This is a genomic window from Arthrobacter sp. Soil_C_60 (genome assembly GCF_057656375.1).
The window spans coordinates 501,775-515,036 of the sequence record NZ_JBDGKM010000002.1; the positions used below are offsets into that span (position 1 = coordinate 501,775).

Annotated in this window: 11 protein-coding genes and 1 tRNA gene; 5 read left to right on the forward strand and 7 right to left on the reverse strand. The window is 63.7% G+C overall.

What is annotated here, in order from left to right; genetic code table 11:
* Window positions 1-28: 28 nt before the first annotated feature.
* Window positions 29-871: a Bax inhibitor-1/YccA family protein gene (locus tag AC3A4M_RS06070; protein ID WP_498729288.1), complete on the reverse strand. Its 843-nt coding sequence runs from the start codon at window positions 869-871 to the stop codon at window positions 29-31.
* Between the two features lie 265 nt (window positions 872-1,136).
* Between AC3A4M_RS06070 and AC3A4M_RS06075 the strand changes: the two genes are divergently transcribed.
* The 5 genes from AC3A4M_RS06075 to AC3A4M_RS06095 all read left to right on the forward strand — a co-directional run bounded on the left by AC3A4M_RS06075 (window position 1,137) and on the right by AC3A4M_RS06095 (window position 5,791).
* Entirely contained in the window at window positions 1,137-1,433 is a 297-nt protein-coding gene (locus tag AC3A4M_RS06075) for a GroES family chaperonin (RefSeq protein ID WP_498734799.1), read from the forward strand.
* Window positions 1,434-1,667: 234 nt separating this feature from the next.
* Window positions 1,668-2,990: a branched-chain amino acid ABC transporter permease gene (locus AC3A4M_RS06080; protein WP_498734626.1), complete on the forward strand. Its 1,323-nt coding sequence runs from the start codon at window positions 1,668-1,670 to the stop codon at window positions 2,988-2,990.
* Between the two features lie 10 nt (window positions 2,991-3,000).
* On the forward strand, window positions 3,001-3,981 hold the full coding sequence (locus AC3A4M_RS06085; RefSeq protein ID WP_498729290.1) for a branched-chain amino acid ABC transporter permease: 981 nt from the start codon (window positions 3,001-3,003) through the stop codon (window positions 3,979-3,981).
* A 65-nt stretch (window positions 3,982-4,046) separates the two neighbouring features.
* Window positions 4,047-5,039 (forward strand): ABC transporter ATP-binding protein, encoded by a 993-nt coding sequence (locus tag AC3A4M_RS06090; protein WP_498729334.1) that lies wholly within the window; start codon window positions 4,047-4,049, stop codon window positions 5,037-5,039.
* Entirely contained in the window at window positions 5,036-5,791 is a 756-nt protein-coding gene (locus tag AC3A4M_RS06095) for an ABC transporter ATP-binding protein (protein ID WP_498729291.1), read from the forward strand. Before AC3A4M_RS06090 ends, AC3A4M_RS06095 begins: the two co-directional genes overlap by 4 nt.
* Window positions 5,792-5,855: 64 nt before the next feature.
* Here AC3A4M_RS06095 and AC3A4M_RS06100 read toward each other — a convergent pair whose 3' ends face one another.
* From AC3A4M_RS06100 to AC3A4M_RS06125, 6 genes are all read right to left on the reverse strand, one after another.
* On the reverse strand, window positions 5,856-7,532 hold the full coding sequence (locus tag AC3A4M_RS06100) for an HNH endonuclease (RefSeq protein WP_498734627.1): 1,677 nt from the start codon (window positions 7,530-7,532) through the stop codon (window positions 5,856-5,858).
* Window positions 7,533-7,793: 261 nt separating this feature from the next.
* On the reverse strand, window positions 7,794-9,173 hold the full coding sequence (locus AC3A4M_RS06105; protein WP_498734629.1) for an ABC transporter substrate-binding protein: 1,380 nt from the start codon (window positions 9,171-9,173) through the stop codon (window positions 7,794-7,796).
* A gap of 193 nt (window positions 9,174-9,366) precedes the next feature.
* Window positions 9,367-9,439 (reverse strand) — tRNA-Leu (locus AC3A4M_RS06110).
* 68 nt (window positions 9,440-9,507) lie between these two features.
* Window positions 9,508-10,020: a GNAT family N-acetyltransferase gene (locus AC3A4M_RS06115; RefSeq protein ID WP_498734631.1), complete on the reverse strand. Its 513-nt coding sequence runs from the start codon at window positions 10,018-10,020 to the stop codon at window positions 9,508-9,510.
* Between the two features lie 173 nt (window positions 10,021-10,193).
* Window positions 10,194-11,639: an NAD(P)/FAD-dependent oxidoreductase gene (locus AC3A4M_RS06120; RefSeq protein WP_498734632.1), complete on the reverse strand. Its 1,446-nt coding sequence runs from the start codon at window positions 11,637-11,639 to the stop codon at window positions 10,194-10,196.
* A 103-nt stretch (window positions 11,640-11,742) separates the two neighbouring features.
* A complete protein-coding gene (locus AC3A4M_RS06125; RefSeq protein WP_498734633.1) occupies window positions 11,743-13,248 on the reverse strand; it encodes a S8 family serine peptidase in 1,506 nt (501 codons plus the stop codon).
* Window positions 13,249-13,262: the final 14 nt, after the last annotated feature.

Consider the following 13,262-nt stretch of genomic DNA (forward strand, 5'->3'; position numbering starts at 1 on the left):
CGCTGCGGTCGAACTATGGAATGCGCTGCTACTCGGTGCCGCGAAGGATCGCAAGCAGGCGCAGGATCTCCACGTACAGCCAGATCAGCGTCACGGTCAGACCGAACGCAGCCGTCCAGGAGTATTTGCGGTCCACACCGGCGCGGACGCCCTGCTCAATGGAGGTGAAGTCCATGATCAGTGAGAACGCGGCCAGGCCGATGGCGAACAGGCCGATGATCACGCCGAGGGGGATGCCGATGCCCATGATGTTGATTTCGATGCCGCGAACGCCCCACGGGGTGTCCATGACGCCGAACATCTGCAGGCCCAAGTTGACCAGGGAGAACACCGCGTAGCCGATGATGGCGATCATGAAGAACTTCATCGCCTTCGGCGTCGCGCGCACCTTGCCGCTCTTGAAGAGGAGCAGGGTTACGGCGAACACGCAGACGGTGCCGAGGACTGCCTGAGGTGCGACGCCGGGGTACATCGAGTCGAGCACCATGGACAGGCCGCCGACGAACACGCCTTCGGCTCCGGCGTACGCCAGGATCAGGGCCTTGGACGGCTCCTTCTTGAAGGCGTTGACCAGGCCGAGCACCAGGCCGACGAGCATGCCCGGAATCATCAGGGCCGGGATCATCCAACCGACGGCGGCACCGGCGAGGACCAAGGCCAGGCAGGCCATGGTCTTCATGATGACGTCGTCGTAGGTCATCCGCCCGGTCTGTGCGGGACCGGCCGACGGCTGGTTGTACAGCTCATTGAGCTGCTGGCTGGACATTTGCGACTGGCCCGCGAGCATGCCTGCGCCGGCGTTCGCTGAGCGCTGTGGCTGGCTGCGGAACGCATTTGGATTATTGAAGACCGGATTTCCACCCATGGCCATTGTTGTTGTCCTCCATCTAGGGGGTACGAGCTGACTAAACCCTACCAATCACAACGTTTGAAGGCTCGAAATTTATCCCGTTCCGTGAATAATGTCCGGATCGTCTGTTTTCGCTTGCCGAATCGATGTTCAAGTGGCCGTGGGCCTGCGGCGATTACCGGCAGCTGCGGTCGGCGCAAGCCGGCGCCATGGCTAGAATACTGGGGTGACCACGCGCCCCGATTCCTCCTCCAGCCGCACCGCCGCAACCAAACTGCCCCTGCGGATGCTTCATGACCGCATTCTTGTTGCGCTGGACAAGGACAGCAGCGAGCGCCGTTCTTCATCCGGCATCGTGATCCCGGCGACCGCCGCCATGGGCAAGCGTCTGGCCTGGGCCTCCGTCGTCGCCGCAGGCCCCCATGTGCGCCAGGTCAGCGTCGGGGACAAGGTGCTGTTCGACCCGGAGGACCGGGCCGAGGTGGAAGTCAATGCCACGGACTATGTGCTGCTGCGCGAGCGCGACATCCATGCGGTGGCCGAGCCGGAAGAGCAGGACAAGAGCACCGGGCTGTACCTCTGACCTGAGGTCCGTGCTCTCAGGCCTCTTCAGAGCCCGACAGGCAGCTTCGTTTCACCATGCGTGCACAAGTGTTATCCGATTGCGATGAAAAGCAAGCATTTCGCAACGTATTGAACGAATTCCGCGAGTAACATAAACGACACGTCCGTGATAGAGATCACAGGCGACGTCAGCTGCCTGCCGCCAAAAAACGTCGGGCCACCCCACACTGTGGAGGTTTGTATTTTGAGAACTATGCCGAAGCTCGCTCGGCTCTGGGGGAAGTTACTCGCAATTCTGGCTATGACGGCGGCAATGCTGTTCATCGCCTCGCCCTCGCTGGCTGCCACTACTGCGCCCGCGCCGGCGCCGGATACAACGACGAGCGCCCCGGCCGAACCATTCCGGGACACCATCAGCGGTGTTCTGCGCAACGCCCAAGGCCCGGTGCCTGGCGTCAGAATCACCGCCACTGGCGAAGGATTCACGGGGGAAACCGTCACCGGAGAAAACGGTTCCTGGTCCATTGGGGTTCCGGAGCGGGGCACGTATCAAGTGGAAGTGGATGTCGCAACGTTCCCCGAAGGCGTGGAGCTTGCGGAAGGAACGCCCAATCCGCGCGAGGTAACCTTCACCAACACCTCCAACGCGGCAGCGATCTTCCCGCTCGGCGAAGGCATTGTTATCCAGGGCGCCAGCTTCGGGGAACAGCTGGTTGAACGCCTGATCGCGGGGCTGAGCTTCGGCCTGCTCCTGGCCCTAGCCGCCGTCGGCCTGAACCTGATCTTCGGCACCACCGGCCTGACGAACTTCGCCCACGGCGAGATGGTGACTCTCGGAGCCGTGCTCGTTTTCGGCTTCAACGCCGCGGGCCTGCCTGTCTGGCTTGCGATAGCCCTGGCGATCGTCGGCGGAGCCATCTTCGGCTATACGCAGGATGCGTGGCTGTGGAAGCCGCTGCGGCGCCGCGGTTCGGGGCTGATCCCGATGATGATCGTCAGCATCGGCCTCGCCCTCGCCAGCCGCTACGTCATCCAGTTCTTCTTCGGCGGTGCCACCCAGCAACTGCCCGGCTCCAACAGCCCCATTCTCGAATTCGGCTCCATTTCCATCAGCCGCAACACCCTGACGTCCCTGGTGGTCAGCGCCATCGTCATCATCGCCATCGGTCTGCTGCTGCTCAAGACCCGGCTCGGAAAGGCCACGCGGGCCGTTTCCGACAACCCGGCCCTCGCCGCAGCATCAGGCATCGATGTGGACCGCGTCATCCGGATTGTCTGGACCGCCGGCGGCGTGCTGGCTGCTCTCGGCGGCATCCTCTGGGCCTACTACCGCCCGGGCGTGACCTTCAACATGGGGCAGCAGATCCTCCTGCTGATCTTCGCCGGCGTCGTTCTCGGTGGTCTGGGTACCATTTTCGGCGCCCTGCTGGGTTCCGTGCTCGTGGGCCTGTTTGTTGAGCTGTCCACCCTCTGGCTTGAAGCGGACCTGAAGTACGTTGGCGCCCTCTTGATCATGATCGTCGTACTCCTGTTTAGGCCCCAAGGCATTCTGGGCCGTAAAGAGCGAGTGGGATAGGAGCTTCGATATGGACTTTCTCAACATTCTCGCCAACGCCTTCGGCGAAGTCATCAGCCCGACGACGGCGGCGTACGCCCTTGCGGCACTCGGCCTCGCCGTGCATTTCGGCTACTCCGGGCTACTCAACTTCGGCCAGGCCGGCTTCATGGCGGTCGGCGCCTACGGCTTCGCCATTCCTACGATCCTGTGGGACGTGCCATTCGTCGTCGGTCTGCTGATCGCCCTCATCGGCTCCGTTCTATTCGCACTCCTGCTCGGTATTCCCACCCTGCGGCTGCGCGCGGACTACCTGGCCATTGTGACCATCGCGGCGGCGGAAATCCTGCGTTACATCGTCACCACCAACCAACTCACCCCTATCACCGGTTCCGCCAACGGCCTTGCCGCCTTCGAAGGCGGATTCTTTGCCATGAATCCCATCCCGCCAGGCCAGTACAACCTCGGCTTGGTGGACTTTAACGAGCGGGACCTGTGGATCCGGATTGTGGGCTGGGGTGTGGTGGCCATCTGCTGTGTGATCGTCTGGCTGCTGATGCGCAGTCCCTGGGGACGCGTGCTCAAGGGCATCCGCGAGGACGAAAACGCCGTCCGTTCCTTGGGCAAGAACGTGTATTCCTACAAAATGCAGGCCCTCATCATCGGCGGTATCTTCGGTTCACTGGCAGGCATGATCTTCACACTGCCGCGCGGCGCCGTGCAGCCAGCCAACTACGCCACGGAACTGACGTTCTTCCTGTGGACCTGCCTGCTGCTGGGCGGCATGGCAACCGTACTCGGTCCGGTCATCGGCGCCATGATTTTCTGGGTGGTCCTCTCACTAACCCAGGGCGTACTCTATGGTGCAATCGGAGCCGGTTACATCACCTTCCTCACAGCCACCCAAGCCGGGCAGCTTCGCTACATTCTGGTAGGTGTGGCGTTGATGCTGTTGATGATCTTCAGGCCCCAAGGCGTCATGGGCAATAAGAAGGAGCTGGCGTTCGCATGACCGACAACAACACCGCAGTCCCGGCGCCCGTAAGCGGTGCGCCAAAGCATGCAGCCTCCGAATTCATGACCGACACCAGGCCCATCGCGGCCGGCGAAACCGCGCCGGGCTGCAAGAAGCGGGATCCGATCCTGATTGCCAAGAATGTGACCCGGACCTTCGGCGGACTCAAGGCGGTCGACGTCGAATACCTGGAAGTCCCACGACACAAGATCACGGCGTTGATCGGCCCCAACGGTGCAGGCAAAACTACGCTATTCAACCTGTTGACCGGATTCGACGTTCCGCAAAGCGGCGAGTGGAAGTTCGACGACCATTCGCTGGCGGGCGTCCCGTCCCACAAAGTTGCCCGCATGGGTATGGTCCGCACGTTCCAGCTCACCAAGGTGATGGGCAAGCTCACGGTAATGGAAAACATGCGTCTCGGCGGGGACAGCCAGCCCGGTGAAAGGCTAAGCAAAGCACTCTTCAAAGGCATGTGGAGCAGCAGGGAAAAGGAGATCACCAGGCAGGCTGACATCCTGCTCGAGAAGTTCAAACTGGATACGAAAAAGGATGACTACGCGGCCTCCCTTTCCGGCGGGCAGCGCAAGCTCCTGGAGATGGCACGGGCCCTGATGGTCAGGCCGAAGCTTGTCATGCTCGACGAGCCGATGGCAGGCGTGAACCCGGCTCTCACTCAGTCACTGTTGGACCACGTCAAGAACCTGAAGGCTGAGGGAATGACCGTTCTGTTCGTGGAACACGACATGCAGATGGTTCGCCACATTGCCGACTGGGTTGTCGTTATGGCAGAAGGAAAGATTGTCGCCGAAGGGCCGCCGCAGGACGTCATGAAGGACCAGGCGGTTATCGATGCCTACCTTGGCGCTCACCATGATGTAGATCTGGGCGATGCGGAAGGAATCGAAGCTCTGGAAGAACAGCTTTCACACGACCAGGAGTCGGTTGTCGGGACAGAGGACGAAGGCGTGATCGGACGCCATATCACGGAGCTCGACGGCGGTGCTGAACGCCCGGGCGAACCGGGCTCCGGAGACAGTAAGGAACAGCGATGAGTGAGCAGAGCCGCGAGGCTGCGTCGCAGGAAGCGGTCGTCAAGGTCACGGACCTCGTCGCTGGTTATCTGCCCGGCGTCAATATTCTCAATGGGTGCAGCATGGAGGCCCGCCCCGGTGAACTGATCGGCATCATCGGACCGAATGGTGCCGGCAAGTCGACATTACTCAAAGCCATGTTCGGCTTGGTGCGGGTACATTCCGGAACCGTGGTCGTCCGCGGCAAGGACCTCACGGGCCTTAAGGCGAACAAGCTTGTCACGCAGGGGGTCGGCTTCGTGCCTCAGACAAACAACGTCTTCGCTTCTTTGACTATTGAGGAGAACATGCAAATGGGCATGTTCCAGCAGCCTAAGAATTTCAAGGAACGCTTTGACTTTGTCACGAGTCTGTTCCCTGAGCTCGGCAAGCGCCGTACCCAGCGTGCGGGTTCGCTCTCGGGCGGCGAGCGGCAGATGGTGGCCATGGGTCGGGCCCTGATGATGGAACCGGCGGTCCTGCTCCTCGACGAGCCCTCCGCAGGCCTCTCCCCCGTCAAGCAGGACGAGACCTTCCTCCGGGTACATGAGATCAACCGCGCCGGAGTGTCCGTAATCATGGTCGAGCAGAATGCGCGCCGGTGCCTGCAGATCTGCGACCGCGCATATGTGCTGGACCAAGGCAAGGATGCATACACGGGAACCGGACGTGAATTGATGAAGGATCCCAAGGTCATCCAGCTGTATCTAGGGACGCTGGCTGATTCCGCCTAGTGACCGCGGTTCAGGGCGTAATCCTGAACCGCGCTTTCCGCGTAGCCAGTAACTGACTTACAGATCAGGCGGCGGGGCGGTAGAGGAAGTCGATGCGGCCGAGTGCCTGCTCGAAGATTGACACCGGCTCGAGTGTCTCGTCCGGTTGTTCTGTTGCCGGTGGTGTGCCGGGCAGTGCCGGTGCGGTGGATTGGTAGGTGTGCCCGGTCGGCGTTGTCGTTTCGACGGTGTGCCGGGGTCCGGGGATTGTTCGGGCGTGCCAGCCGTCGGCTTCTTTGGCGAGGTTGCACGCTTCGCACAGGCCTTGTCCGTTGATCTCGCTGGTCTCTCCGGCGTTGCGCCAGGGCACGACGTGGTCGTGGTGGCGGATCGGCGCGTCACACCACGGGGTACGGCAGAGCTGGTCCCTGGCCTGGATGACCCGCTGCATTCCGGCGGGCATCAACCGCGCCCGCGAATCCATTCCGAGCAGCTGCCCGGTACCCGGCGCGGTGTAGAGCCGGCGCACCCACACTTCCACCTCTTCCGAATCGCCTGCATCGCCTGCATCGCCGGGGTCTCTTCGCTTCGCACCGGGAGGTCCGGCCGCCGAGCCGGCATCTCCGGCGGTTCCGGGGTCCGTGTTCCCGGCACCAGCATCGGGGAGCGGTTCCGGTTCGCCGCTGGCCGGCGGACCGGAACCGGTAGCGCCGCCCCCATCGACGGCATCCGCTGCGCGGGCAACGAATTCGTCTTCGCCAGCGGCACGATTTTCCGGATTTGCGGCGGCGGAATGGCCGCTGCCAGCCGCTCCCTCAACCTCGGTGTCGGTGTCGCCGGTGCGGAGCAGGTTCCGCGCCCATTGGGCGGGGACGATGCCGTACCCGGTCAGGTGGGCCGGTTCGGAGTCGCCCTGGAACAGGGTGCGGTCGGTCATGACCAGCTGTACTTCGATTTTCGCGGGGTTCTCCGCGGGCTGGCCGGTGACGCGTTCGACGAAGATGTCGGCCATCAGCTGGCCCCGGGAGCGTTCATCGCCCTGCGCCTTCAACCGGTCGGCTTCCTTCGTCAGGGCGGCGAGGACGGCCACGCCCTGCCCCGCCGGCACAAGGCAGGACACCTGGGCCATGGTGTCCGGCGCCGGACGGCAGGAGACATGGCGTTCCGTTTCGGCTTTCGCCGCCCTCCGGACCACCGACAAGGGATCCAGCCGCAGCGCGGCCTGCTTCGCCATCGCCCCGATCCGTTTATCCCCGCACCCGTGCAGCGTCTTCGGATCAGAACACAGTTCCTTATCGATGCGGGCGCGGTCTTCAACGGTCAGGCAGGCGGTTTCGCGGACCAGGATGGTCGCCCGCCACTCGTTCAGCCGGCCCTCGGCCAACGCCGCATACGTGTGCGGCATTTCCCGGATCAGCGTGGTCGCCAAGCCCAGGTGCTTCCCACCCCGATTCGGGGAGTCCTTCCGGGCCAGCCCGATCTCCTTCGCCAGGCCCCGGCCCCGCCTCTCCGCCGGAACCCGGGCCGCGGCCCTGGCCTCCCGCCGGGAAGCCACAAACGCTTCCGTCTCCCGCGCCTGCGCGGCAGCGAGGGCGCCCTTGAGTTCCTCCAGGGCGGTGATCCGGTCGATCCGCACCCCCTCGGAGACGTCCAGGTCCAGACCTGCGAGTTCGACGGCCCAGCCGCGGACCAGCGCAGCACCCGGATCGCCGGGGACCGGCTTCACCGGGTCCATCTCTGCTGGAACGATTGACTCGAACATACATTCGATTCTACCGTCGCGTGATGGGGAGCACAACGCTTGCCTGCGGGGCTGTGTACAACCCTAAGAACGCTTGCCGAACTGCAGGCAAATCCCCTCTTTCCCAGAACGGGACGACCAGCGAAACGCACTTCAAAAACCCACCACGAGTGACGGGGCCACAGTTGGAGTTCCGTTTGGAACCCACACGCGAGGAAGCCCCCGCCAAGAGCGGAGGCTTCCTGCGTCAGTGCGAGTGACTGCGAGTGACGATTTCCTATTTTATAGCTGGCCGAACTCCTCACGCATCGGCTGCGGCCGGTTTTCGGCGTCGTATTCGTAGATACCGACGTAAGCTTCGGTCGGATCACCGTTCTCATCGAAGGAGATCGGGCCGGAGATACCGTCGTAGTCGATATCGGCACCCTCGCGGAGCAGGGTCACGCAGCCGGCGAAGTCGTAGCACTTCTCGCCGTCCCTGGACACCGACTGCATTTCTCCGGCGATGTCTTCGCCGTTGGTGCTGCCGGCAGCCTCGGAGGCCAGAGCCACGAGGTTCACCGCGTCATAAGCCTCGCCCGCATACGCGTAGGAAGTCAGCCCGTCATCGATTTCCGCGAGAGAGGCCTTAAACTCGTCCTTCGCGAAGGTGCCGGGAATGGTGCCCTGTGCACCTTCCATGGCGCCCGGATCCATATCTTCACTCAGATCGGCGGTGTTGCCGTCCACCAGGAACAACTGGTCCGGAGTGATGCCCTTGGCCAGCAGAAGCGGGGCAATGGACTTCACCTGGTCGAACGTGATCAGCGCGATGGCATCCGGGTTGGCCGCTGCGACGGCGTCAACCTGCGAGCTGAACTGCGAATCGCCCTCGTTGAACATTTCCGTAGCGACGATCTGGCCGCCAGCGCCTTCAAACGCGGTCTTCACGTTATCCCGCAGGCCCGTGCCGTAGGCATCGTTCAGGACGATCATGCCCAGCGTCTGCGCTCCACAGGAGACCATGTAGCTGCCCAGAGTACGGCCCTGGAGCACGTCCGAGGGGGCTGTACGCCAGTACAGGTTGTTGTCGTCCCAGTCAGTGAAGTCCGGCGAGGTATTCGCTGGCGAGATCTGCAGAACGCCAGCCCCGGTGATCTGGTTGATTACGGTCTTCGAAACGCCAGAGGAGGCTGCGCCGACAATGGCGTTGACATCCTGGCCGAGCAGTGCGGACACGGACTGGGTGGCGATATCCGTGGTGGTGTCGCCCGAATCCCGGTGCACAACATCGACGTCTTCACCGAGAACGCCGCCTGCTTCGTTAATCTGCTTGATGGCCAGATCAACGCCGGCAATTTCGGGCGGGCCAAGGTAGGCCAGCGCACCCGTGGTGGGCAGCAGTGAGCCGATCTTCAGCGGTGTATCCGTGGACCCCTTTGTCTCCGGTACAGCTGCCGGATCCCCCTTGGTTCCGGTGGTCGGACCCGCGCCTTCGCCACCCTCGGGGCAGACAAGCCCGGCGGCTGCGGGTGAGCCGCCGTTTCCTTCGGTTTCGGTCGAAGTGCCGCCCCCACAGGCTGACGCGAACAGTGCGACGCCGAGACCGAGTGCCGCGAATCTGGCCGCGCGCGCGGTGTTACCGCCGGCGCCAAACAGCACTGCGTTACGTGTTGCAGTCATCAATTTTTCTCCTCGATCCAAAGGTCCGCGAACCTTCGATGCGAATATCAGGGTTTCCTGATTAGAAGAAAAGCTAGTGCACAAAGCGCCAAAAAATAAGACTATTCGGTTACATCATTGTAACGCTCGTCACAGTCGGGGCCTTTTGTCCCAAAATGGCCCCTTTCGAGACCTTCCGGAACGGAAAGAGTTGTACCCCCGGTGGGACTCGAACCCACACTGGATCGATTTTAAGTCGACTGTCTCTGCCATTGGACTACGGGGGCGTGCCGTGAAAATGCACCTCCTAAGCCTACTCGATCCGCCCGGGCCAGGACGAGGCGGGCACGAAGGCCTACAGCCGTGCGAAGGGCGCCGCGTAACGGAACGTTCCAGCAGGCACCTCGCTGCCGCCAAGCGGCAGCGCCATGAAGTAGTCGCCCCATTGCGGATCCGGCGCTTCGATGCCGAGCTCGGAGGCGGGCCGGTAGCCGAATCTTGGGTAATAGGTAATGTGTCCAAGCAGCACGATCACCGACTCCCCCATCCCCTCGGCGCGGATTCTGGTTTCCTCCAGCAGCGCTGCCCCGATTCCCTGCCGCTGACGTTCGGGCAGGACGGAAATCGGGCCCAGGCCGAGCGCCGGCTGATCAGCGATAAAACCACGGGTGGTGATCGAATGGCCAACAACCACGCCCGCATCGACAGCAACAATCGAGAGCCCGGGCAGATAGCCGTCGCATTCGAACAACTCGGCCAGCAGTGCAACCTCGACCGGCGGGTTGGGCCCTTCCTCAGTGGCGAAAGCACGGCCGGTTAATTCCAGTATCGCCGGCCGGTCGCTCGTGTGTTCGCTGCGCAATTCCATCATTGCAGTCTAGATCGCCGGCCAACCAACGCCGTCCAAACAACCAACCAAGCGGACGACGGCGGGAGCCGGGGTTCCGTACGAAACCCCGGCTCCCGCCGTCGTTAGGTTCTGCTCCGCCCGTCGCTGAACCCGGATCCCGGATCGCTAGCGCTACGGGACTTCACGCGTTGTTAGCGCGAGTCTGCAGGCGCCTGCTCGTCGGCCTTGTCATCTGCCTTCTTTTCGGCAGGCTGCGGCTCGGCGGACTTACGCGGCGGCGTGGCTGCCGTGCGGAAGGCGCGGTACGGCGTTTCCAGGTCCGCGATCTCCGTGGTGTCGCGGCCAAGGACCGCGTTGAGCAGCCAGTCGGCGACGACGCGGATCTTGCGCTCCACGGTCGGCATGGCGAAGCCGTGGTAGCCGCGGTGTGCCAGCCAGGCCAGCGGGCCCTTGAGCTTGATGCCCATGACCTTGGCAACGCCCTTGTTCAGCCCCAGGCCGGCAACGGCACCGAGGTTCTCGTGCTTGTATTCCTTGACCTCGCCCACGCCCCAGCGTTCGGCGAGGATGTTCTTCGCCATGAGCTTGGCCTGGCGCACGGCGTGCTGGGCGTTCGGGACGCAGAAGCCGCCTACACCGCCGCCGGTCAGGTCCGGGACGGCTGCGACGTCGCCAGCGGTCCAGGCGCCATCGATCGGCTGGCCGTTGTCATCGATGATATGCAGTTCGGCGTTGGCCTTGACGCGGCCGCGGTCGTCCAGCGGGAAGCCGAACTGGCGGACGATCGGGTTGGCCTGCACGCCGGCGGTCCACAGCAGTGTGTCGGTTTCGAAGGACTGCGCCGGGGTCTTGTCCGGCATATTGATCAGGTCCAGCTTGCCGCCCACGGCCGACGCCAGCGAGGTGTTCAGCAGCACCTCGATGCCGCGCGAGCGCATGTGCGAGACAACCCACTCGGCCTGGTGCTCGGTGACCTCGGGCATGATGCGGCCCATGGCCTCCACCAGCACGAAACGCAGGTCCGAGCGCTTCAGACGAGGGTTGTTTTCCGCGGCGTGGCGGGCCATGTCCTCGATCTCGGTCATGGCTTCGATGCCCGCGAAGCCGCCGCCGACACCGACGAAGGTCAGGGCGCGCTGCTTCTCCGGGCCGTCCGGCATGATGGAGCCGGCTTCAATCCGCTCCAGCACGGTGTTGCGCAGTTCCAGCGCTTCTTCAATGGTCTTCAACCCGATGCCCTCTTCGGCGAGGCCCGGGATGGGGAAGGTGCGGGTCACCGCGCCGGCGGCAATCACGACGTCGCGGTACGGGATGTCGAAGCTGACTTCGCCGTCTTCGGATTCAACCACGGCGGTCTTGTTGGCATGGTCGATCGAGGTCACGCGGCCGGTGATGACTTCGGTCTGCTTCAGGTGCATGCGGTGGGAAACCACGGCATGGCGGGACTCGATGGAGCCGGCAGCCACCTCCGGCAGGAACGGCTGGTAAGTCATGTAGGGCAGCGGGTCCACCAAGGTCACGATGCCGCCGTGGGCCTTAACCTTCTTCTGGAGCTTAAGGGCCACATAAAGTCCGACGTAGCCACCGCCGACTACGAGGACGCGAGGACGGTCTGAAAGAGCAGGAGTGTATGCCATACGAAATAGTGTAAACCCTTTTGTGAAAGTTTTCACTAAGTGGCCGGAGCTCGTGCCGAACCGCGTGAAGCGGGCGCTGAAACGCGGTCAGCCCGTCGTATGGTCAGCGGTTCTGCGGACCGCTGTCTTTGCCGGTTCCATGGCCCCCACTCTTGCCCGATTCCTTGAGCAGCGGCTCGCGGATCGGCGGCAGGAAACCCGTGTCTTCGCCGTCGTCGGCCCCACCTTGTTCAGCGGCTGCCAGATGACGGGCCCGCAGCGTCTGCTGGACGCCGAGGCCGATGACCAGGATAAACACGAGGCTGAACCCGATCACGATCACCGCGGGAAGCACGTCCCCTTCAAGCCGCGGCTCCTCTGCCACCGGAGTGGTGGGCTCGGGTACGGCCGGTTCTTCCTCCACGCGGTTGGCGGGGGCCTTGGTTTCGGGCGGGGCCACCTGCCCCCTGCGGTGCACGGTGATCCACTGGGCGATCGAGCCCACCGGGTTCGCGCCGACAACCGGCACGTCCGCGGTCAGGGCGGCTTCGGCGTCGAGAATGCCGAAACCATAGATCGGGTCATGACCAGGCACGCCTGCGTCTTTGGCCGTGGAGATGATGCGGTTGACAACTTGGGCCGCGCTCATCTCCGGGTACTCGGCACGGATGAGGGCCGCAACGCCGGAGACCAACGGAGTGGCGCCGGAGGTGCCGGACCAGTCCGCGTAGAGGCCGTCTGGCAGGCCGCCCACCAGGTCCTCAGCCGGGGCCGCCACGCCAATCACGATGCTCTGGGCGGAAGCGCCTTCGCTGGCTTCGCCTTCGCGGTTCAGCCCGGCGACCGTCAGCACGCCGGGAATGGTGGCGGGCGCACCGGACTGCTCTGTTCCACCGGCGCGGTTGCCCGCAGCGGCCACAATAACGACGTCGTTCTGCTCGGCATAGAGGAACGCTTCGTCCCAGCTTTCGGGCCAGGACGTGCTGGAGCTGGTCAGCGACATGTTGATGACCTTGGCACCGTTGTCCACGGCCCACTTCACCGCGGCGGGGATCTGCTCTTCGATGCTGACACCGGCCGGATTCGGCGAGCCGAGCCAGGTGGAGACGGTCAGCAGGTCGGCCTTGGGCGCCACCCCGATAACACCGTCGGTACCGGCGCCGATGCCCTTGTCCTTGGGCTCAGGCGCCTTCTCGTCGTCGTCCTTCTGGTCTTTGTCCTTGTCGGCGGCGTCCTTGTCCGCCTCCTTCTTTTCGGGGGCGTGGCCGCGGCCAGCCAGCAAGGTGGCTACGAGGGTGCCGTGTTCAGGAGTCTGGCCGATGCCGCGCTGCCCGTTCGGCGCGCCTGCGCCGGAAACATCCGTACCACCGACGACGGCGCCCCTGAGATCCGGATGGCTGGCGTCCACGCCGCTGTCGATGACGGCGACCTTGACGCCTTCGCCCTGCGAGGTCTTCCACGCTTCGCGGATGCCGTAGGAGTCCAGCCAGTACTGCTTGTCCCGGGTGGCGTCGGCCATCGCCGCCGGGGCGAAGACTGTGCCGCATACCAAGGCCAGCACAGAGACCACAGAGAGTGCGGCGGCTCGGACCGTGGCCCGACGGCCCGGTCTTCCGGCCCTGCTGTGCATGCGTGTCCTCTTTC